This is a genomic window from Hymenobacter jeongseonensis (assembly GCF_015694725.1).
GTDB lineage: Bacteria > Bacteroidota > Bacteroidia > Cytophagales > Hymenobacteraceae > Hymenobacter > Hymenobacter jeongseonensis.
In genome coordinates, this window is the sequence record NZ_JADQDQ010000006.1 from 122,995 (window position 1) to 143,874 (window position 20,880).

General features: G+C 61.9%; 16 protein-coding genes, 1 tRNA gene and 1 riboswitch. Of the genes, 8 read left to right on the forward strand and 9 right to left on the reverse strand.

What is annotated here, in order from left to right; translation table 11 throughout:
• Positions 1-34: 34 nt before the first annotated feature.
• Together I2I05_RS13930 and I2I05_RS13935 are read left to right on the forward strand one after the other, a co-directional pair.
• Positions 35-2,155 carry a glycoside hydrolase family 97 protein gene (locus I2I05_RS13930; protein ID WP_196282880.1) on the forward strand — a complete coding sequence of 707 codons (2,121 nt, stop codon included), beginning with the start codon at positions 35-37 and terminating at the stop codon, positions 2,153-2,155.
• Positions 2,156-2,205: 50 nt separating this feature from the next.
• Complete coding sequence (locus tag I2I05_RS13935; protein WP_196282881.1) at positions 2,206-3,612, forward strand: alpha-amylase family glycosyl hydrolase; 1,407 nt, start codon at positions 2,206-2,208, stop codon at positions 3,610-3,612.
• A 135-nt stretch (positions 3,613-3,747) separates the two neighbouring features.
• On the opposite strand, the gene I2I05_RS13940 is transcribed toward I2I05_RS13935, so the two are convergent.
• Positions 3,748-3,820: transfer RNA gene (locus I2I05_RS13940), tRNA-Gly, on the reverse strand.
• 105 nt (positions 3,821-3,925) lie between these two features.
• Between I2I05_RS13940 and I2I05_RS13945 the strand changes: the two genes are divergently transcribed.
• The 3 genes from I2I05_RS13945 to I2I05_RS13955 are packed head-to-tail and all read left to right on the forward strand — an operon-like array spanning position 3,926 to position 5,861.
• Positions 3,926-4,195 carry a hypothetical protein gene (locus I2I05_RS13945; protein WP_196282882.1) on the forward strand — a complete coding sequence of 90 codons (270 nt, stop codon included), beginning with the start codon at positions 3,926-3,928 and terminating at the stop codon, positions 4,193-4,195.
• A 29-nt stretch (positions 4,196-4,224) separates the two neighbouring features.
• On the forward strand, positions 4,225-4,770 hold the full coding sequence (locus I2I05_RS13950) for a GNAT family N-acetyltransferase (RefSeq protein WP_196282883.1): 546 nt from the start codon (positions 4,225-4,227) through the stop codon (positions 4,768-4,770).
• 17 nt (positions 4,771-4,787) lie between these two features.
• Entirely contained in the window at positions 4,788-5,861 is a 1,074-nt protein-coding gene (locus I2I05_RS13955; protein ID WP_196282884.1) for a dienelactone hydrolase family protein, read from the forward strand.
• An 82-nt stretch (positions 5,862-5,943) separates the two neighbouring features.
• On the opposite strand, the gene I2I05_RS13960 is transcribed toward I2I05_RS13955, so the two are convergent.
• A complete protein-coding gene (locus I2I05_RS13960) occupies positions 5,944-8,316 on the reverse strand; it encodes a B12-binding domain-containing radical SAM protein (RefSeq protein ID WP_196282885.1) in 2,373 nt (790 codons plus the stop codon).
• 320 nt (positions 8,317-8,636) lie between these two features.
• On the opposite strand from I2I05_RS13960, the gene I2I05_RS13965 reads away from it, so the two are divergent.
• Entirely contained in the window at positions 8,637-8,990 is a 354-nt protein-coding gene (locus I2I05_RS13965; protein ID WP_196282886.1) for a four-helix bundle copper-binding protein, read from the forward strand.
• A gap of 78 nt (positions 8,991-9,068) precedes the next feature.
• Here the strand turns inward: I2I05_RS13965 and I2I05_RS13970 are convergent, their stop codons facing one another.
• Positions 9,069-9,641, reverse strand: a complete 573-nt coding sequence (locus I2I05_RS13970; RefSeq protein ID WP_196282887.1) for a helix-turn-helix domain-containing protein — start codon at positions 9,639-9,641, stop codon at positions 9,069-9,071.
• Between the two features lie 5 nt (positions 9,642-9,646).
• Complete coding sequence (locus I2I05_RS13975; protein WP_196282888.1) at positions 9,647-10,006, reverse strand: hypothetical protein; 360 nt, start codon at positions 10,004-10,006, stop codon at positions 9,647-9,649.
• A 419-nt stretch (positions 10,007-10,425) separates the two neighbouring features.
• On the opposite strand from I2I05_RS13975, the gene I2I05_RS13980 reads away from it, so the two are divergent.
• A complete protein-coding gene (locus I2I05_RS13980) occupies positions 10,426-10,701 on the forward strand; it encodes a hypothetical protein (protein ID WP_196282889.1) in 276 nt (91 codons plus the stop codon).
• A 108-nt stretch (positions 10,702-10,809) separates the two neighbouring features.
• Here the strand turns inward: I2I05_RS13980 and I2I05_RS13985 are convergent, their stop codons facing one another.
• The 5 genes from I2I05_RS13985 to I2I05_RS14005 all read right to left on the reverse strand — a co-directional run bounded on the left by I2I05_RS13985 (position 10,810) and on the right by I2I05_RS14005 (position 19,595).
• Positions 10,810-11,862, reverse strand: a complete 1,053-nt coding sequence (locus I2I05_RS13985) for a YncE family protein (RefSeq protein ID WP_196282890.1) — start codon at positions 11,860-11,862, stop codon at positions 10,810-10,812.
• 77 nt (positions 11,863-11,939) lie between these two features.
• The gene (locus I2I05_RS13990) at positions 11,940-13,946 is read right to left on the reverse strand and encodes a TonB-dependent receptor plug domain-containing protein (protein WP_196282891.1); all 2,007 of its coding nucleotides are present in this window, start codon (positions 13,944-13,946) and stop codon (positions 11,940-11,942) included.
• A 160-nt stretch (positions 13,947-14,106) separates the two neighbouring features.
• Positions 14,107-14,331, reverse strand: a riboswitch (cobalamin riboswitch).
• Between the two features lie 69 nt (positions 14,332-14,400).
• Positions 14,401-15,255 carry a transporter gene (locus I2I05_RS13995; RefSeq protein ID WP_196282892.1) on the reverse strand — a complete coding sequence of 285 codons (855 nt, stop codon included), beginning with the start codon at positions 15,253-15,255 and terminating at the stop codon, positions 14,401-14,403.
• A gap of 279 nt (positions 15,256-15,534) precedes the next feature.
• A complete protein-coding gene (locus tag I2I05_RS14000; RefSeq protein WP_196282893.1) occupies positions 15,535-17,994 on the reverse strand; it encodes a TonB-dependent receptor in 2,460 nt (819 codons plus the stop codon).
• A gap of 239 nt (positions 17,995-18,233) precedes the next feature.
• Complete coding sequence (locus I2I05_RS14005; RefSeq protein WP_394368732.1) at positions 18,234-19,595, reverse strand: Nramp family divalent metal transporter; 1,362 nt, start codon at positions 19,593-19,595, stop codon at positions 18,234-18,236.
• A gap of 235 nt (positions 19,596-19,830) precedes the next feature.
• On the opposite strand from I2I05_RS14005, the gene I2I05_RS14010 reads away from it, so the two are divergent.
• Positions 19,831-20,838, forward strand: a complete 1,008-nt coding sequence (locus I2I05_RS14010) for a cation diffusion facilitator family transporter (protein WP_196282894.1) — start codon at positions 19,831-19,833, stop codon at positions 20,836-20,838.
• Positions 20,839-20,880 lie beyond the last annotated feature (42 nt).

A 20,880-nucleotide genomic window follows, 5' to 3' on the forward strand; every position in this document is an offset into this window, starting at 1 on the left:
GGCGCGAGATTTGCCATCATTCTAAAACTTCACAATGAGAAATTATCTGTTGGTATTGCTGCTGCTGACGGCCGGATACCGCGCCACCGCGCAAGCCCCCGGACCACTAACCGCCCGCCTGGACAAGGTCAGCCTGACGTTTGCCCTGGGGCCGGATGGCCGGCCCGGCTATGCCATCGCTTTCGGCGCCAAGCCGGTCATTAAAGCTTCGCGCCTGGGCCTTTCCTTCGCCGATGGCAAGGGCTTTGAGGGCCCACTGGTGGTGGTGGGCAGCGAAACCAAGGACGTGGACGAGACCTGGCAGCCGGTGTGGGGCGAGGTGAAGAACATTCGCAACCACTACCAGCAGCTCACGGTGCACCTGCGCCAGCCGGCGGCGCCCGGCCGCTTGCTCGATGTGGTATTTCGCGTGTTTGCCGACGGCGTGGGCTTTCGCTACGAGTTTCCGGCGCAGCCCAACCTGGCCTACTTCACGGTGCAGGACGAGCACACCGAATTTAACCTGCCCGGCAACCACAAGGCCTTCTGGATTCCGGGCGACTACGATTCCAACGAGTACACCTACACCACCAGCCGCGTGAGCGAGGTGAATACCACTCCGATTGAAGCCATTCAGCTGAAAGCCGCGCCCAACCGGGTGCAAACCCCGCTCATGCTGAAGGCCGACGATGGGCTGTACCTCAACATCCACGAGGCGGCGCTGGTGAACTACCCGGCCATGTTCCTGAACGTGGACACCAAGAGCTTTGGCCTCACCAGTCAGCTGGTGCCCGACGCCACCGGCACCGGCGCCAAGGCCTACCTGCAAGCACCGGAGCACACGCCGTGGCGCACCGTGGTGGTGAGCGACAACGCCCCCGCCATGCTGGCCAGCAAGCTGATACTAAACCTGAACGAGCCCAGCAAGCTAACGGAAACCACCTGGATTCAGCCCCAGAAATTTGTGGGCGTATGGTGGGAAATGCACGTGAACCGCGCCAGCTGGAACTACGCCGACGTGTCGAACATCAAGCTGGCCGACACCGATTGGAAATCCTTGAAAGACAACGGCCACCACGGCGCCAACACCGCCAACGTGAAGCGCTACATCGACTTTGCCGCGAAGCACAACATTCAGGGCGTGCTGGTGGAAGGCTGGAACGTGGGCTGGGAGGACTGGGCCAATAACTGGAAAGAAGAAGTGTTTGACTTCGTGACGCCTTATCCGGATTTCGACGTGAGCGAATTGCAGCGCTACGCCGCCAGCAAAAACGTCAAGCTCATCATGCACCACGAAACCAGCAGCTCCGTCACCAACTACGAGCGCCGCCAGGACGCCGCCTACCGCTTCATGAAGCAGTACGGCTACGACGCCGTGAAAACCGGCTACGTGGGCCGCATCATCCCGCGCGGTGAACACCACGACGGGCAGTGGATGGTGAACCACTACAACCGCACCGCCCAGCTCACGGCCGACAATAAAATAATGGTCGACATGCACGAAGCCGTGCGCCCCACCGGCCTGCACCGCACCTACCCCAACTGGATGGCCAGCGAAGCCGCCCGCGGCAACGAGTTCAATGCCTGGAGCAGCGGCAACCCGCCCGAGCACGAAACCATTTTGCCCTTCACCCGCCTCATGGGCGGCCCCATGGACTATACGCCCGGCATCTTCCAAATTCAGCTCGAAAGCTGGAACCCCACCCGCAACCAGGGCAAGCAGGTGCACACTACGCTGGCCAAGCAATTGGCCCTGTACGTGACCCTATACTCGCCGCTGCAAATGGCCGCCGACCTGCCCGAAGCCTACGAAAAACACCTCGACGCCTTCCAGTTCATCGAAGACGTGGCCGTGGACTGGGACGACACTCGCATCCTAGCCGCCGAGCCCGGCGACCACCTCACCACCGTGCGCAAAGCCAAGGGCAAGGACGAGTGGTACCTCGGCAGCATCACCGACGAAAACGCTCGGAAACAACCGATAAAGTTGAATTTTCTTACTCCCGGCCAGCGTTACGAGGCCACCATTTACGCCGACGGTACCGGTGCCGACTGGCAGAAAAACCCCATGGCCTACCGCATCACCCGGCAGGTGGTCACCAGCAAGTCGGCTCTCACGCTGCAGCTGGCCCCCGGCGGCGGCGCGGCGGTCAGCTTCAAGCCGGTTAAGAAGTAACTACGGGCGCTTTGCTCATTAACTCTACACTCTTTATTAATCCTTTTCTGATGTCTTTTCGTCGTATTCTATTCAAAAACAGCTTGGCGCTGCTCGTGGCCGGCAGCCTGCTGGCGGGCTGCAAAAAAGACGTGCCACAGGCACCCGACCCTGTCCCGCCGCCCACCACCGACCCCGCCCCGCCCCAGTACGGCACGCCCTTCGCCGGGGTGCCCGAACGCGCCGATGCCGTGATGTACCAGGTGAACATGCGGGCCTTCAGCCAAAGCGGCAACTTCGCCGGCGTTACGGCACGGCTGGATTCCATCAAGGACTTGGGTGTGAATGTGCTGTACCTGATGCCCATCTACCCCATCGGCCAGCTGCGCGGGGTGAACTCGCCCTACGCCGTGCGCGACTACAAGGCGGTAAACCCCGAATTTGGCACCCTGGCCGACCTGCGCACCCTGGTGGACGCCGCCCACGCCCGCGGCCTCACCGTGATGCTGGACTGGGTGGCCAACCACACCGCCTGGGACCACCCCTGGGTTACAGAACACTCCGACTGGTACCAGAAAAATGCAGCCGGCACCATCGTTTCTCCTTCCAACAACGGCACCACTTACAACGACGTGGCCCAGCTGAATTTCAACAGCATGCCCATGCGCCTGGAGATGATTTCGGCCCTGAAATCCTGGGTGTACACGGCCAACGTGGACGGATTTCGCTTCGATTATGCCGACTTCCAGCCCAACGACTTCTGGAAGCAAGCCACCGACACGCTGCGCAACATCAAAACCCACAAGCTGCTGCTGCTGGCCGAGGGCACCCGCCCCTCCAATTTCGCGTCGGGCTTCGACTACAACTTCGGGTTTAATTTTTACGGCGGCATCTACAACGTGTACCGCAACAGCGCGCCGGCCACCACCTTCGATGCGCTCAACAACAGCGAGTACACGGGCGCCACGGGCACCCAGCAGGTGGTGCGCTACATAACCAACCACGACGTCAACGGCTCGGATGGCACCCCGGTGGCCTTGTTTGGGGGGAAAGCAGGAGCCATGTCAGCTTTCGTAATTACCGCCTTGTACAAAGGCGTGCCCATGATATACAACGGCCAGGAAGCGGGCATGACCGCAGCCATTCCCTTTCCTTTCACCTCAGTGAAAGTACAGTGGGGCGTCAACCCCGACGTGAAGCGCTCTTACAAACAATTATTGGCAGCCCGTGCGGCCAGCACCGCCTTGCGCCAGGGCACACCTACTCCCTACAGCACCGCCAGCGTCTGCGCCTTCACCAAAACCGCCGGCACCGAGCAAGCCCTCGTGCTGGTCAACGTGCGCGGTTCGGCCACCCTTTACACTCTGCCAACGGCTTTGGCTAACTCATCCTGGACCAACGCCTTGCAAGGGGGCGCCGTTGCGCTGGGCACGGAGGTGGTACTGCCCGCCTACGGCTATTTGGTGCTAAAGAAATAGCTGCCGTTAGGCCAGCCGCTCAACCGCACGGCTGGCCTGCTGCATTCCCTGAAAAAACCAGCGCCAATTTTTTGGTAACTGACCAAAAACCAAAACAGCCACTCCGCCGCGAAGCAGAGTGGCTGTTTTACAATGAGCGAGAAACGAGGTTCGAACTCGCGACCCTCAGCTTGGGAAGCTGATGCTCTACCAACTGAGCTACTCTCGCGGGATGACTTGGTGGTACGAAATTACGCCAAAGAACCGGATAAGCAACCTGATTTAGGGGAGACCCCAACTCCAACTTTGGCCGGTGCGTATGCACAGGACACCCATGGTTACTCGTCCACTTCCCCCCACTACGCGCCGTTTGGTAGGCATGCTACTCATGCTGAGCGGTGGCCTGATGGGCGTGGGGCTGCTGCTTAAAGTGTACGTAGCCGTGTATAGCTGGAGTACAATGGGCTCTTACAGTCCAGATGCCATGAAGCTCTCCGTCAACCTCGTAGGGCTATTGGCCAGCGGGCTGCTGGTGCGCATGGGGTTGCGCATGCGGCGCGGCGAGAAGCCCGGCCAAGACCGCGAAACCAACGAAATGCTGTAAATCGGCGGGCATTGCTCGACCTTTGCATTATGTCATCACCCCTGCGCATTTCCCTGGCCAAGGCCAACCCCGTTACCGCCGCCCAACTCGCCGACCTCGGCCGGCGCACGTTCCAAGACACGTTCGCCACCACCAACACGCCGGCCGACATGGCCGCTTACCTGGGCGAAAACTTCGGGCCCGATATTCAGCTAGCCGAGTTGCAAGACCGCGACAATACGTTCCTGCTGGCCCACATGCAGGCCGAGTTGGTGGGTTACGCCAAGCTGCGCGACAACTCCGCCCTCGGCTTGCCCAACGGCCAGGACGCCGCCGGTCGCCTCGAAATAGAACGCCTGTACGTGCGCGACGACTGGCAGGGCACCGGTCTCGGCGCGGCCCTCATGCGGGGCATTCTGGCCTTGGCCGAGCAGTTGCATTGCTCCGCCGTGGTGCTGGGCGTGTGGGAAAAGAACGAACGGGCGCGCGCCTTCTACCAGCGGTTCGGCTTTCGGGAAATTGGCCAGCACGAATTCCGGTTGGGCCAAGACATTCAAACTGACCTCATTTTGCGCAAAGGCATGGCCGGGCGCTAAACCGGCTACTTTTGGGAATGCCTATGCTTGCATTGATGCGTTTGATGAGTACCCGCGGCGGCCAGTTGGCCCGGTTCGTGGCCCTGCTGTGCCTGGGCTTGCAAGTAGCCAGCTGCCAATCCCAGTCTAACTCGGAAGCCACCCCTCCCCCGCCGCCCGTTGGGCACTACGAGGGCAGCATCACGGTAGCCGGACAACCCGAAGTCCGCGCCGCCCTCGACATTCGGCACCCCAGCCCCGGCCACTACGAAGCCGAGCTGAGCGTGCCTACCACCGGCACGCTCAGTTTCGTCTCCGACACTATCGTATTCCGCAACAACCAATTGCAGTTCACGCGCCCGGCTCGGCCTAGCCAAGTGCTTACCCTCACTCAAGAAGGAGACTTCTGGCGCGGTTCGCTGATGCTGGATTCTACCAAAGCCGAGGCCATTCTGCTGAAGCGCGGAGCGCCCACGCCCAGCACCTACCGGGTCGAAGAATTGCCGCAGGACAATGGCTCCGCCTGGCTCTTCTCCCCCTCCGACACCGGCACGCCGGGGGCTGCCCTCCTACTCCTACCCGATGCGGCCACCGCGCCAGCCGCCGCTTTGTGGGCCGATGCCCTGGCCCGCGAGGGCCTTATTGTGCTGGTACTGCCGGCCACCGACTCGGCAGCGCCCCCCGCCGAAGCGCCGCGCCTACAGGCAGCCCTGCGCCTGCTGCGCAGCACGCCCGGCGCCGACACCGCCAGCATCGGCGTGTGGGCTACCGGCGGCCGGGCTTCGGCAGTGGCGCAGGTTTTGGCCGCGCCCGACGGCCCGCGCACAGCCTTCGTTATTGCACAGAATGCTGCGCTTGACCCGACTGGCCGCGACGCGTTTCGGGCGCTGAAGAAACGTAAGCTGCCCGTCCTCGGCTTGTTCGGCGGGGCTGCCTTCAACCAACAAGCCGCTACGCTCCGCAATGCCCTGGGAGGCCGTCGCGGGGCCACAGTGCGCACCTATCGCACCACCGGCCCCGATTTGTTGATTCCCGATGGCCTGAGCCCTCGTTTTGGCCCCGGCCTGCCAAACGAAGTAGTGGAGTGGCTGCGGGGCGCGACGGCGCAATAGCCCGCATTACCAAGCCACAATTCCTCCGCTCGTCGTGGCTCCATTAGCTTGACGCTGCCCAAATGACTCGCAAGCTCGGCCGTTAAATCAGCAGCAAGCCCTTTTCTCGCATTAGAATCCACGCCGGATTTTGCAGAAAGGCTTCAAACGTCCCCTCCCCCGTCGGGAATGTAGCGGCGGCTTCCTTCAGCAGCACTTTGGTGTCGTAATCGTGGCTGAGCTGGGTGAGCAGTTGGTGCAGCCAAAGGCCCGTGGTTTCGGTGGTTTTCACTTCGAAATCCTCGGCTTGCTCGTAGCAGGTGAGCACGGCGCGGGATGCCTTTTTGCCTTGCTCGATGCGGATTTCCGGGGCGTTGCCCAGCCAGAACAGGCGTTGGTTTTGCTTGGCAAAATCTGGCTTTTCGGGCGCTTGCAGGGCCTGCTGCACGAGGTGACGCGGGGTAGTGGGCCGGGGCGTTTTAAAATCAAACCAGAAGCCCAGCGGTTCGTCGAGGGCCACACCGTGGAGGTAGTTGTAGAGCGACTTGGCCAAGCCCGGGCCGAAGGTCTCATGGTCGGCCCCGAGGGGGTCGTCGTGCCAAAGGTCGTTCCAGGCGAAGCCGGCGGGTTCGGGGCCAATGGCGGTCACTTGGTACTTCGCGGGGTTTTTGCCCACCGGCGAGTGGGCCGTCATCGAAAAGCGGTGCCAATAGCCGCTTTGCACCACGCCGGCGGCGAACAACTGGCGCACCACTTCGAGGCTGTCCACGGTTTCCTGGGCGGTTTGGGTGGGGAAACCGTACATGAGGTAGGCATGCACCATAATGCCGGCCTGGGTAAAGCCATCGGCCACGCGGGCCACTTGGGCAATGGTCACGCCTTTTTCCATGAGGGCCAGCAGGCGGTCGGAGGCCACTTCCAACCCGCCCGAAATGGCAATGCAGCCTGAGGCGGCCAGCAGCCGGCAGAGGTCGGGCGAGAAGGTTTTTTCGAAGCGAATGTTGCCCCACCACGTGATGGCCACGCGGCGCTTGAGCAGCTCCACGGCGAGGTCGCGCAAGGCAAGGGGTGGCGCGGCTTCGTCCACGAAGTGAAAGCCGGTTTGGCCGGTTTGCTGGATAATCTGCTCGATGCGGTCGACCAGTAGCGTGCTGGGGGCGGTTTCGTAGCGCGAGATGTAGTCCAGCGTGACGTCGCAGAACGAGCAACGCTTCCAGTAGCAGCCGTGGGCCACGGTGAGTTTGTTCCAGCGGCCGTCGCTCCAGAGCCGGTGCATGGGGTTCAGCACTTCCAGCACCGAGAGGTATTCCGTCAGCGGCAGGTCGGAGTAGTCGGGCGTGCCTACCTCGTGGTGCGGCACGTCGGGGTGCGGGTGGTTGATGTACTCGATTTGCCCCTGCTCATTGCGCAGAAACGTACGCTGAAGCTGGTCGCGGCCGGGCGGGTTATAGAGTACGGATTGCAGGGTGCAGTGAACCTCGTCTTCGGCGTCGTTAACTTCCTGGCCATCCTGCTGAGCTTGTCGAAGCAGCTCTCCCGCTTCGCTGCTGTTAGCAAAAGTTACCAGCGCGCGAGAGCTGCTTCGACTGCGCTCATCACTACGTTCTTTTTCGGGCTTCGAATCACCTAAATATTCCAGAAGCCGCAGCCACGGGCCTTCGCCGTCGTCCAGGGTCAGGAAATCGATGTAATTGAAAAAGCGCGGCTCCTGAATGGTGCGCAGTTCCGTGTTGGGGTAGCCGCCGCCCATGATGGTGTGCGTGGCCGGGCTGATTTCCTTGATGCGCTTGGCTAGGCGCAGGGCGCCGTATAAGTTGCCGGGAAATGGCACGGTGAAGCCTACTATGTCGGGCTTGACCCGTTCCAGCACTGCGTCCAATTCCTCCAGCAGCAGGCGGTCGAGGAGGTTGGGCGCGGCTTGTAGCGCCTCGTGCAACGGCTCGAAGCTGGTGGCCGAGAGGGCCAATTTTTCGGCGTAGCGCGAAAAGCCGAAGTGCGGCCCCACGGTTTCCTTAATAAGGTCGGCCAGGTCTTCGAGGTAGAGCGTGGCCAAGTGCCGGGCCTGGTCGGTGAGGCCCATCGTGCCGAAGGCAGTTTCCAGGTCGGCCACATTGTCGAAGCGGCTGGCTTCAGGTAGAAACCGGCCGTGGCAAATGCGCGGGGCCAGGGTTAGGTCCTTGTTCTGGAGGAAGCGAATGACCGGCGTGATGGTGGCCAAGTAGCGGTTTTGCAGGCGCAGCATCCGCTTGGCGTTGTCGCTGAGGCGGAAGCGGCCAGCTTCAATCTCCGCAAAAACCTGCTGCAAGCCGTCCACCGAAAATAGGCGTAGCACCAGCTGCAAGCCCATGTCGGCCTGGGTGACGGCGTAGCCGCGCCCGCCCAGAAACCCCTTAATGTAGGCCGTGGCCGGGTACGGGGTATTGAGCTGCGTGAGCGGCGGGGTAAGCAGCAGGATGCGAGGAGAGACAGTCGGCACGGCAGCAACTAACCCGGCGAAGTGGGCCGGGGTTCATTTCCGACAAAGTTCGGGCATAGTTGGCGGTGTCACGGCGGCCTTGCCTTTTTGCCACGGGCCACTAGGTAGCACGGCCAGCATCAGAAGCTGTTGAAACGCCGCCATAATGATTCTGGCCGCGCCCAAGGGGCTTGAGGCAACGGGTAAAGCCATTGCTGTGGTGACAATCAGATAGCTCTATCCTGTTGGCTCGTGGCATAAATTTTACACACCCCTTGCTTTCCATTTCTTCGTAAACCATTGAACAGTAGAACACTGTTTTTCCACCAAATAACTTTACCATGCACGCACACACTGCTTCTCCCCGCACCCGTAAGGATAATCGCGCCGTGACCGACGCTCTCAGCCGCTGCATTGCCGCCTGCGAAATGTGCGCCGACGCCTGCCTCGACGAGGAAGACATTAAGATGATGGTGCCCTGCATCCGCCTCGACCGCGACTGTGCCGACATCTGCCGCCTCACGGCCGCCTACATTTCCCGAGGCTCCGACCATGCCCCGCACGTGCTCAAGGAGTGCATGGAAATTTGTCAGAAATGCCACGACGAGTGCATCCAGCATTCCCACGACCACTGCCAGCAGTGCGCGGCTGCCTGCAAAGCGTGCCTTGATGCGTGCCGCACCTACGCCGCTTAGCAGCCTCACAGGCCAGCAAAGAAAAAGGCGACCCTATGCAGGGTCGCCTTTTGTTAAGTTCAATTTGATGGGATGATACTACGCCAGTGCGTCGAGCGACACCCGCTCGGGCAGCATCAGGCGGCGGAATTCGCTCACCGAATAGCCCGTTACCTGGCGGAACTGGTTGCTTAGGTGCTGGCCCGAACTGTAGCGCATTTGGTCGGCTATCTGGTTCAGGGTCAGCTCGCCATAGCTTAGCATCTCCTTTACGCGCTCAATTTTGAGGCGAATCAGATACTTTTCGATGGTGAGGTGCGCGGTGCGCGAAAATACCTTGCTCAGGTGCGAGTACGTGGCCGCAAACCGGTCGGTGAGGAAGGCCGAAGTGGTGAGCGGCGAGCGCGCCGTGCGCAAGTGCTCCAAATAGTCGGCCAGCACGGTTTTGATTTGCTCGGTGAGCTGCTCGGCGCGGCCCATCAGCAGCTCAAAGCCGGCGGCGTGCAGCAGCGGGGCTAAGTCTTCGGGGTTGGCGGGGGTGGCGTCGTCGAGTTCAGCTACGCCCAAGGTCACCGCTTTGGGATGATAGCCGGCCCGTTCCAACAGGTTGTGCACGGCTTCGACGCACCGGGGGCACACCATGTTTTTGATATGCAGTAGGTTGGTTTTCAAGAGCTTTAACGAGTTTCGGGCCGCCGCGAGGGGGCCGGTGAAGAAAAAGAACGATTTGCTGGTGAGCCACTGCTAGCCCGGCGCGGACGCGGCACCGGAGTAGAGGCCTCCGCCCAGCCACGCCCAAACCAGTGCTCGGTGGCCCAGGTTACGAATGGCACCACGGCCAGAAACGTAACCGCCAGCAGCCAGAACAGTACGAGAAACGCAGAAAAAAGTCGACCGAAAAAATGGTCACTCACCCCAAACAGATAAAAGACCAGCATTAGTGCCAATCCCAGGCTGATGCCGGCCAACACCCCGACCCGCGGCCAGGGCCAGGCAGCAATGCGTTTTTGAAGGCGTTGGCGGAGGGGAACGGGCATCAGTTGATAAATTGGGAAGGTGAAAATAGGAAATAAAACTGATTGATTCCGGATAGTACCCCAATAAAATCAGGAGTTCTGGTCGCACCGCTTGCCCATTATTGGCTGCGTACTATTCATTCATTGTTTTGACTATTTCACTGGTATGCAAGCCCTTGTCAGAAGGCAGTCGCAACGGCAGCACTTGGAACTCGTCCGGGCGGGGTCCCACTCGCCCAAATCTGCACCGCTGGCCTGGTCGCGCCGAAGGAGCATGGGAATGCGCTTGCGGCGCCTGGATAACTGGGCCGTGCGCAACCAAACGGCCACGGCTATCGCTACAACCGTACCCTGGCCGCAAGGTTCGGGTTGCGCGGCGGCAAGTTATTTTTCTACCTTGCGCCATTGCTGGTTCTTAACTCCTTCACCTACGCTCTTTCATGCAGTTTCAACAACTCCTCCGCCCCTTCGCCCTGGCCTGCGCCCTCACCGCCACGTTTAGCGCCTGCAGCTCCGGCACCAAAGAAGGCGACACCAACGTAGAGCGCGGCTACACCAAGAAAGGCCCTGCTGCCGACGCCGATGGCACGCCCGCCGGCGACTCGACCACGGCAGGCATGACCCGGGAAACCGGCCCCCGCCAGCCCACCGGCAAAGAAATATACAAAGCCGCCGCCGACGCCAAAGACCGCAACCACGACGGCATCGCCGACTAAACTGGCGGTACTGCGGATAAAATCAGCAGCGCTTCTCTCCACAAAAAAGGCCCTCACCGCGCGGTAAGGGCCTTTCCTTTTTTGCAGAGGAAGGAGGAGAAACAAGCCTTAGTAAAACACGAAGCCGTTGGGGCCCACTTTCACTTCAAACGAATCGATGGCCACGCCGCTGGCCTGGTAGCGGATGAAGCGCCCGTTGGTGTTGTAGCTGGGCGACACGGCGGCGTAAATCCGGTTGTCGCGGGCGTCGATGGCAAAGCCCGAGAAGCTGCGCCGGATAAACGGCGCCGTAGGCAGTGCCGTCGCGGCCACGCTCATCTGGTACTCGGCCCCGCCAAACCCGTAATAGAGTTGGTCTTTGGCCGGGTTGATGCGCAGACTGCCGGGGCTGCTCGTGGCCGGAAACGTGAACTTTAGCTGCGCGCTGGGCACACTGGGATTGAAGCGAATGAGGGCACCCGCCGAAACCTGGACCGCGGCCCCGGTTGCATACGACACAAAACCCGAGCACAGCACCCAGATGTTGCCGTCCTTATCGGCCACCATACTCGACGGACCGTCGGACACCGTTATGGTTGAGGCCAGCGCGCCAGTGGCCTCGTCGACCACCGAAATGGTATTATCCAAGCTATTGGGCACGTAAATCTTGCCGCCCAGCGCCAACAGGTGCTCGGGGTTGCGGCCCACCGGCACCCGGCTGGTTACGGTGTTGGTGCTGAGGTCAAGAATGCTGAGCACACCGGGTAGGTAGCCGGTATAGGGGCCGCGCCATTCCGTGACGTAGCCACGGGTGGCCGAAGTAGCCGTGAAATACCGCGGCTGGTCGAGCCCGCTGATGGTGCCGGCCGTTCTGAAATCGGGCAGGTTCACCACCTCAATTTTCTTCGACCCGTTGACCACGATGTAGCCGCGCTGGCCCTGCACTCCCATGTGCTGCACCACGTCGCCGAGCTTGGCGCCGCCGTTGGCGCTGCCGAAATAGTCCACGGCCAAGCCGTTGGTGCGGCTGTTGAAGGCACTAACGGCCCCGTCGCCCTTGGTAAATTCGCCCTCGCTGAGAATGAAGATGTCGGGCGCGGGAATGGGCGTGGCGGAATTCTCGGGGTCGCAGGCAGCCAAAAAGGCCACAGCGGCCAGCAGAGGAGCAAGGTTTTTTTTCATGAGGCAATGCACCGGCCTCAGCCGGCAAGAAAATGGTTAAGAAAGAGTTGAATGGATTGAAATGGCGTACCAAGAGCTTAATTCCAGCTCAGGCGCAGGCTGGCCCCCAACGTCCGGGGTGGCGCCGGCCGGCCAGGGTAGCTGTAATAAGTATGGTTGAGTAGGTTGGCCGCTTGTACCAGCAGCAACACGCTGGTTCCGGCGGGCCCCCGCACGGTGCGGCCCACCGTGGCCCCTAGCAGCGACGTGCTGGGCAGAAAATCGGTACCAGAGGCATTGGTATAGCGGAAACTGCTGAACACGAACGTGCCGCTCACCAGCCAGTCGCGCCAGCGGTGGTCGGTGCTTAAACTGGCTTGGTGCCGGGGCACAAACGCCAGCTGCACCCCCACGGGGTCAGAGTCGGCGGCTGAACCTTGGATTTTGCGGGTATCGGTAAAATGGTAAGCCAGCTGGGCGCCGCCTTGGTAGCTCCCCTGACGTAGGTGCACCGCCGTGCTGGCCTCCAACCCTTGGCTGCGCACTTGGCGCAGGTTGCGGGGGCTCCAGATGCCGGTGCTGGTGCTGGGCAGCCACTGCACCCAGTGGTCCACGTCTTGCCGAAAGGCCGTCAGCTCCGCTTCCATAGTAATGCGACGGCCCCGGCGCTGGCGGTAGCGCAGCCCGGCTTCGGCCCCGGCTCCCAACTCAGGGCGAAGCGCAGTGTTGCCCCCCGGCAGCCAGTATCGTTCGTTGAGGGTAGGCGCCCGGTAGCTCCGCGCCGCGCTGGCCTTGATGGTGAGCTGAGAAGCGGAGGAATAGGAGAGCGTATCAGGGCGGGCCGGCAGCAAATCCCACTCCACCCCGACGGTGGGCGTGAGCGGGGCCAAGCCGGCAGGCAGGGCAGCCTGGCGCAGATTGGCCGAGAGGCGCAGAGCCGGCCGGGGGTCGTAGCGTAGTAGGGCAAAGGCAGCGGCGCGGTTTTCCGTGATGGTTTCGGAGCCATAGCCATCTACCAGCGCAGCGAAATGCTGGGCTTCGGCGCCCACGCGCAGGCTGCCGCGGGCACCCAGGGCGGAGGTGTGTTCGGCCTGGGCTTGAGAAGTCCGCACGCGCGAATTGCTCGGGGTGCCGCCGTCGCGGTAGTTGATGATGTCTTCGAACCAAGCGCCGCGCACGGCCCACTGCTGGCGGGCGGCCACGTGGCGGTAGCCCAGCACCAGGCGGCGGCTTTGGTCCCGCTCGCGCGCCTCGCTGCCCACCACATTCACCCCCGCCTGAATTTCGCGGTCGGCATCGGTGAGCCAGGCGGCGGCGGTAACCTCGCCGGCCTTGCCTATCCGCCAGGCCACGTCGGGACTGATGCTCCACTGGTGGCGCAACGCGGCGTTGCGCAAGGTGTAGCGCACGGGGCCGCGCGCTTCGCGCAGCACGTAGGAATAATTATTTTGGGCTTCGCGGTAGCTGGCGGCTATGCGCACGGCCACGGTGGGGGTAGTGGTGCGGGCTTCGAGGCTGCCGCCCGCCAGCCCAAAGCTGCCGGCATCAGCCTGCACGCTGCCGCGGGAGCCAGGCCGCCAGTCGGGGTCGGTGTTGAGGAGGACGGCCCCACCGATGGCGCCACTGCCGTAGAGCGCGGCCGCCGGGCCGGGCTGCACCGCAACGCGGGTGTTGGCCCCCGCTGGCAGCAGGGAAAAGTCGTTTTGCCCCAGCGTGGGCAGCATGATGTTCAGCCCGTTCCAGAGCACGGCGGTGTGCTGGGCCGAGGTGCCGCGCAGGGCAATGGTGGCCAATTGACCGGGCCCGTAGTTTTTCAGAACGAGCGGCGTGCGGGCTTGTAGCACGTCGGCGAGGTTGGCGCCGCGGTACTGGGCCAGCACGGCCGAATCGAGCTCGAAGCGGCGGCTGCCCACGGCAAACCGCTCGGGGCCCACGGCGCGCACCTGCACTTCGGCGAGGCGGTGCTGCCGCCGGCTGAGGCGGGCCGAATCGGGCGGCGCGGCGGCCGGGCCGGGCTGCTGCCCCAGCGCTACGCCTGGGCCCGCCAGCAGCAACCCGAGCAGGCTTTGCCGCCAGCCGGCGCGTCCGAAATTGAATAAATGCATCCGAATCAAATTTTCGATGAAGAAAATTCGATTCAAAACCCATTGCAGCTGCCTTCAAACGAAGAAAACCACTGCCGGGCCGAGGCCGAAAAACAGTTGTAAAACCAGCTACCCAAAGGCAGCTGCTGCTCTCTTTCTCCATCCGTCCTCCGCGAATGCTGAACCTGTGAATGTCCGGGCAGGTCTCCTGGCTTGCTTCGCCGAGCGGGCCGCCTTCCCATTCATTACGTTGATTTTCAATCAGAAAATCAACTCCGAACAGTGGCGTATGGGCCCACCCCGATGTGGAGCGTACAGTTGCGGGGACAGCTCCGGCATTGAACCGGATTCCCTTTTCAGCCGCGCCCCGCGATTGGGGGTTGGCACCTTGACGGGGGCAAAGATAGGACCTATCGCGGAATTCGTAGTCTGCGAGCAAGTCGTTCAGCCACGAGTCCCTTTACTGTGCGGACGCTCATCGCCGCAGCGTGACGCCCACAAAGTATTCGTGGGTGCTCCGGCGGTTAAGGGCCACGTGGGTGCCCGCGTCTAACTGCATGTTCTCAGTGACTTTAAAAAGCGGCGCAATGTTCAGCGAAGCTTCCCAGCGCTGCTGGCGCGGCGTCCATTGCGTCACACCTTCGGTGATGATGCCGAACCGCTCGGTGAAATCGTACTCCAGGGCCACGGAGGGCATCAGGCGCAGGCAGTGGGCGGCGGCTTCGCGGTCGTAGTCAAGGTCGGTTTCCAGCTGGAATTCGAGGTTGGCATTGTCGCTCAACTCCGCGTCGGAGGTCACGACGAGGCCGTACTCGGTGCGGCCCGAGCTGGTGAGGCCGCCGCTGGGCAGCCGCACAAAACCAATGGCGGCCATGGCAAACGTGCCGTCCTGCAAATCCCCCAGGAAATTGTGCTTGACGCGCAACGTCAGGTCACCGAAGGCCGCGTTGCGCTCCTGCCATTCGCGGGTGCCCGTGGGCCGTTGCTTGGCAATGGTGTACATCGGCAGTTCGAGGTGCACGTCGGTGCGGCGGCTCAGGCCCAGCTTGAGCATGGTGTACGCCACTTTCCATTCGCGGCTTTGCTCGGGGTTGCCGCGGGCGCTGTTCCGCAGGCGCAGGCCATCCAACTCCAGCTGCACGTGGCCCGCATCCACGGTAAAAGGGCTTTCGGTAATGCCGGGCCGGTCGGGCTGCAGCTCGCGCAGCCGGTTACGCGGCACGGGCTTGCGCCAGCTGTAGTGCGCCGAGTCGTAGGGCGAAGCCGTGGGGCGAACCTGCGCCCAGCTGCCCAGCGGTAGCAAGCACAAACACCATAAAATCTGTTTCATGGCGCTTCTACGCAACTGCTTGCACTACGGCTGCTACGGCCACCGCAGTTTGCAATTTTACCGCTAGCCAGGCCCTGACTGTAGTGCCTGAATCAGGCTTTGAAAATAGCGACACCCCGCTTCGGTCATGCTGAGCGCAGTCGAAGCATCTCGCGTGAGGTAGTAACTCAATCGTTAGAAATTACTGCCCCGAGCGAGATGCTTCGACTGCGCTCAGCATGACCGGGAAGAATTATTTTTTGCAATAGACCTTCACTACTCTTTGGCTTAGCAGAGATGCTAAAACGGCACCACCACTTTGGCGCTCACATTGCGGCCGGGGTTGAAGATGCCGGGGCGGCCGTTGGGCGAGGCCTGGTAGTACTCAAAGTATTTCAGGCGGTTGAGGTGCGCCTGGTAGGCCACGTCTAGCACGTTATCGACTTGCAGAAATAACTGCACTGCCTCCCGGCCGGCGCGGGTACGGAAGGTGGTGCCCGCGCCCAAGCCCAGCAGCGCGTACCCAGGCGTGGCAGTTTCGGTGTTGTCGAGGGCGTAGAAGCGGTTTTGGCGGGCGCTGCCGTCCAGCGAGGCGCGGAAGTACGTGCCGGTGAGGCGGCCGGGGCGCGTAGGCAGGGTCGCGCGGACTTCGAATCGGGCCCGCAGGGGCGGAATCAGCGGGAGAAAACGGGCGGCGTTGTCTGGATTTTCTACCAATTTGGCGTCTTCGTTTTGGCCATTTACAAGGGCTACGTTGCTGGTGAGGGCCAGCCACGGCAACGCGGCCGGGCGCACATTCAGGCTGGCCTCAATGCCGTAGAGGCGGGCGGCGGCCTGCTGAAACTGGTAGGTGGTGTTGCCGGGCACAATGACCACCGGCTGCCCCGCTGCATCGAGCAGGCGGGCCTGGTAGATGAAGTTCTGCACGTAGTTGTGGAAAACTTCCACGCTGGCGTCGAGCGTGGGCTGGTGCCAGAGCACTCCCACGTCCTGCTGCCAGCTGAATTCGGGCTGGAAGTTTCGGTTGCCCAGGTACACGATGTGGGCGCCGGGGTCGAGGCCGTTGGAGCCAATTTCGGGGATGTTGGGGGCGCGGTAGCCCCGGGCTAAATTAGCGCGGAGCGTAAGCTGCTCGGTGGCTACGTAGCTCGCGCCCAGGCTGGCCGACAGCCCCTGGTAGCGCCGCCGGAACGAGGGAAATTGCAGAGCCGCACCCGCTACCTGGGGCCCGGCCGCCGCCCCAAAACCCGTGCGGGGGTCAGTGGCCACGTAGAAGTCGTCCCACTTCACAAGGCGCGTGTCGTAGCGCACGCCGCCGCTGATTTCCAGCTTGCCCAGCGGCTTTTTTAAGAGCAGAAAACTGCCCGCGTCCAGCAGGTTGTAATCGGGAATGGGGAAGTCGGTGGCATCCTGATGGCGATTCACTTGCGCCATGCCGTTGCTGCCCACGCTCATTTCCAGGCCTTGCCAGGCAGGCAGGTGGTAGCGAACATCATAAGTGTAGGTGGTCAGGTCCAGGGCCAGGCCGGCCTGCACGGGGGCGGTGGGATGGTTGAACTCCCGGCGGCGGTTTTGCTGCACGCCCAGCAGCAGGTTTAGCTGGCCGCGGCCCAGTTCCACCTGCGTTTTGGTGAAGACGCGGTAATGCTGAATGCGCTGGTGCAGCGGCCCAATGGCGTAGGCGCGCAGCTCATCGCGGCTGGCCAATGGCCGGTTTTTGATGTCATCCAACGCGCTTTCGGCTACCTGGCGCGTGAAGCGGCGGCTGAGCGAGTCACGGCTGCCGTCGGGGATTTCCTGTTGGTTGTCGTAGAGCGTGAGGTACCAGTGCGAGCTGCCCCAGGGCTTCACCACGCCGGCCATGCCGGTTAGCGTCAGCTCGCGGAATCCGGTGTTGTATACCAAACCGTCCACGTGGTTGCGGTAGTCGTGGGCCAGGCGGTGGCTGGCCCGGAAACTGGTTTGAAATCCATTTTTCTGGTAATTCAGCCCCAGCGAATGGCCCAGCAAGCCGTTGTTGGATTGGAATTCGGTGAGGGCATCGCCGCCCAACCGGCCTTCGGGGCCGCTGGGCAAGCCGGGCAGCAAGTTCACCACCCCAGCCACGGCATCGGAGCCGTAGAGCAGGCTGGCGGGCCCTTTCACCACCTCCACGCGCTCGGTGTCGTAGCCGTCGATTTCCACGCCGTGCTCGTCGCCCCACTGCTGGCCTTCCTGGCGCAGGCCGTTGTAGAGGGTCAGCACGCGGTTGTAGCCCAGTCCGCGGATGAAGGGCTTCGATACGTTGGGGCCGGTGGTAACGGCGCTCAACCCGGGAATGCCCCGCACGGCCGCGTCAATCACGTTGGTGTTGGCGTTGAGGCTGATTTCGCGCCGGCTCAGGGTGGCGATGGGCACGGGGCTGCGGCGGATTTCGGTGACCCGGCTCACGCCCGTCACCACCACTTCGGAGAGGGCGGCGGGCGCGGCGGCCAGCGTCAGCTGCAGGCTCAGGGTCTGGCCGTCGGCAAGTACGGCATCGTGCTCGGCGGGGGCGTAGCCCACGGCGCTCAGATGCAAGCGCAGGGCTCCGGCCGGCACTTTCAGCAGTTGGAATCGGCCCGCCGCGTCGGCTACAGCGCCCAGGTTCGTGCCCACCACCGCCACGCTGGCAAAGGGCACGGCCGAGTGCCGGGCATCGTGCACCGCACCGCTCAAGGTACCGGTTTGGCCCCACAACAAAGCAGGACTCAGGAGCATTAAAAGCAATAATAGTTTCATACAGATATTACTAATTAATAGTCCAACAACAGTAGCCCAGCCGCTCATTGGAGTGGATTTAGCTATATGATTTCCGCGTCATGCTGAGCGCAGTCGAAGCATCTCTATCGCTTCGTTGCAGGGGGCAGGCGAAGCGGTAGAGATGCTTCGACTGCGCTCAGCATGACGCCCTTTTTGACCGTAGAATATCAATTTAACGACTTAACCTACAGCAAAATAAATCTGCTAAGCACAGCCCTTTAGGCCGTGAAAGTCTGCCAAAGCAGAAAGACGTTGAGCGCGATAATTATCCCCGATATCACCCAAGCCACGACCTTCACCACGGGCTTATTCACGAATACTCCCATTTTGGCTTTGCTGCTGGTGAAGAGCACCAAGGGCACCACCGCAAAGCTTAGCTGGAACGACAGGATGACCTGGCTTAATACCAGAAGCTGGCCGGTGCCTTTTTCGCCATAAATGATGGTCACAATCAGGGCCGGCACCACGGCAATCGTGCGCGTGATGAGCCGGCGCATCCACGGCTTAAGCTTCAGGTCCAGGAAACCTTCCATCACAATCTGGCCGGCCAGGGTGCCGGTTAGGGTCGAGCTTTGGCCCGAGGCCAGCAGGGCAATGGCAAACAGCGTGCTGGCCGCTACCGCGCCCAGCACCGGCGTGAGCAATTGGTGGGCGTCGGCAATGTCGGCCACTTGTTCGTAGCCCTTGCCGTGAAAGGCCGCCGCAGCCGTTACGAGGATGGCCGCGTTCACGAAAAACGCCAGGAACAGCGCCACCGTCGAATCGATGGTAGCAAACTTGATGGCCGAGCGTTTGCCGGCTTCGTCCTTCGGGAAGTCACGCGTTTGCACGATGCTGGAGTGCAAGTACAGGTTGTGCGGCATCACGGTAGCACCCAGAATGCCGATGGCCACATAGAGTTTGGCCGGGTTGCTCACGATTTCGAGGCGGGGCACCAGCCCTTGGCTCAGGGCCAGCCAATCAGGATTCGACGCCACAATTTCGTAGACGAAACACCCGAAAATCAAGAAAATGAGCCCTGCCACAATGCTTTCGATGATGCGAAAACCCTTGTTTTGAAAGTAGAGCACCACCAGCACATCGAGCACCGTGAACACCACCCCCCAAGCCAGCGGCAGGCCAAACAACAGGTTCAGGGCAATGGCCGAGCCGATGACTTCGGCCAAATCGCAGGCGGCAATGGCGATTTCACACAGAAACCACAGCACCAGGCTAATGGGGCGCGAATAATGGTCGCGGCAGGCCTGGGCCAGGTCGCGGCCGGTCACGATGCCCAGCTTGGCTGCTAAGTGCTGAAGCAGCATGGCAAACAGGTTGGAAATCAACACCACCGACAGCAGAGTATAGCCGTAGCGGGCGCCGCCGGCAATGTCGGTGGCCCAGTTGCCGGGGTCCATGTAGCCCACGGCTATCAGCAGGCCAGGGCCCCAAAAGGCCATCAGCTTGCGCCAGAACGAGGCGTCGGCACCCGGCACGCGGATGCTGGCGTACACTTCGCTCAGCGAGTTGCCGTGGCGGGCGCGGCGCCAGCCGGCTTCGGGCACGGGCTGCTTGGTATCGGTGATTGTAGAGGGAGGCACGTTAAGCAGTTGGTTTAAAGCAAAGGTACAATATTTTTAGGGCAGCCTAAAAATATTTTTCGACTGACTTAAATACCGGAAATCCGCAAAAAGGTTTCGCTGCCCGGCGGGGATTCTGCCAAAAGGTTGTTGGGGCTAAAACGGAACGCTAGCACCGGCCCGCCGGAGGCGCCGCCCGCCGGGCGCGGTGGCAGTTGCCGGCCATGCCCGACCTTTGCGCCGAAACCCACTTTGCATGACGCCTTCCCAAATCAAACGCCGCCTCGGGCTGCTCTCCCTCGTGGTCAGCATCGGGCTGGTGGCGGTGAAATTCTACGCCTACTACCTCACCCGTTCGCAGGTGGTGCTCACCGACGCGCTGGAAAGCATCATCAACGTGTTCACCAGCGGGTTTGCCCTCTACAGCATCTACCTGGCCAGCCTGCCCAAGGACGAAAACCACCCCTACGGCCACGGCAAAATCGAGAACCTGTCGCTGGGCTTCGAGGGCGGCTTGATTTTCATGGCCGGGGCCTACATTCTCTACAAGGCCGGGCTGGCCCTGCTCAACCCGCAGCCAGTAGCCCGGCCCGACTGGGGCGTGCTGCTGCTGGCCAGCACGGCCGTGGTCAACCTCGGCGTGGGCGTGCTGCTGGTGCGCAACGGCAAGAAGCTGAAATCGTTGGCCTTGGTCGGCGATGGGCAACACCTGTACATTGATGCCCTGACGTCCATTGTTTCCTCGGTGGCGCTGCTGCTGGTGGCCGCCACCGGCGAGGTGCGTTTCGACGCGGGCGCGGCTCTGTTGCTGGGCGGCTTTATTCTGGTGAACGGCGGCCGGATGCTGCGCCGCGCCATTTCGGGGCTGATGGACGAAACCGACACGGCCGTGGTGGCCGAGGTCATTGCGGAGCTACAGACCCAGCGCCGTGCCCCTTGGATTGACGTGCACAACCTGCGCGTGCAGCGCTACGGCGCCAACCTGCACATCGACTGCCACATGCAGATGCCCTACTATTTCACCCTGGAGGAAGTGCACACCCAATTGCACGACATTGAGGAGCTTATCCGGGCCCGCTTTGCGGTGGAAGTCGAGATGTTCGTGCACGCCGACCCTTGCACCTTCGCCGCGTGCTCCCTGTGCCTGATGCCGAACTGCCCCGTGCGCCAGCACCCCCTCAAGCACGAGGTGGAGTGGACCGTGCAAAACGCCGTGAAGAACCAGCGCCACACGCTGGAAGAAGGGGCTAGGGTAAGCCGGTAGCGGTTAGTGGTATGCTTATATTAAGAAGATTAATTAAATCAA

Coding starts and splice junctions, on each gene's coding strand:
- I2I05_RS13985 (WP_196282890.1), bottom strand. CDS start 11,862: ATGAAAAAAAACCTTGCTCCTCTGCTGGCCGCTGTGGCCTTTTTGGCT.
- I2I05_RS14010 (WP_196282894.1), top strand. CDS start 19,831: ATGACGCCTTCCCAAATCAAACGCCGCCTCGGGCTGCTCTCCCTCGTG.
- I2I05_RS13955 (WP_196282884.1), top strand. CDS start 4,788: ATGCCTATGCTTGCATTGATGCGTTTGATGAGTACCCGCGGCGGCCAG.
- I2I05_RS13980 (WP_196282889.1), top strand. CDS start 10,426: ATGCAGTTTCAACAACTCCTCCGCCCCTTCGCCCTGGCCTGCGCCCTC.
- I2I05_RS13930 (WP_196282880.1), top strand. CDS start 35: ATGAGAAATTATCTGTTGGTATTGCTGCTGCTGACGGCCGGATACCGC.
- I2I05_RS13965 (WP_196282886.1), top strand. CDS start 8,637: ATGCACGCACACACTGCTTCTCCCCGCACCCGTAAGGATAATCGCGCC.
- I2I05_RS13945 (WP_196282882.1), top strand. CDS start 3,926: ATGGTTACTCGTCCACTTCCCCCCACTACGCGCCGTTTGGTAGGCATG.
- I2I05_RS13950 (WP_196282883.1), top strand. CDS start 4,225: ATGTCATCACCCCTGCGCATTTCCCTGGCCAAGGCCAACCCCGTTACC.
- I2I05_RS13975 (WP_196282888.1), bottom strand. CDS start 10,006: ATGCCCGTTCCCCTCCGCCAACGCCTTCAAAAACGCATTGCTGCCTGG.
- I2I05_RS13990 (WP_196282891.1), bottom strand. CDS start 13,946: ATGCATTTATTCAATTTCGGACGCGCCGGCTGGCGGCAAAGCCTGCTC.
- I2I05_RS13995 (WP_196282892.1), bottom strand. CDS start 15,255: ATGAAACAGATTTTATGGTGTTTGTGCTTGCTACCGCTGGGCAGCTGG.
- I2I05_RS13935 (WP_196282881.1), top strand. CDS start 2,206: ATGTCTTTTCGTCGTATTCTATTCAAAAACAGCTTGGCGCTGCTCGTG.
- I2I05_RS14000 (WP_196282893.1), bottom strand. CDS start 17,994: ATGAAACTATTATTGCTTTTAATGCTCCTGAGTCCTGCTTTGTTGTGG.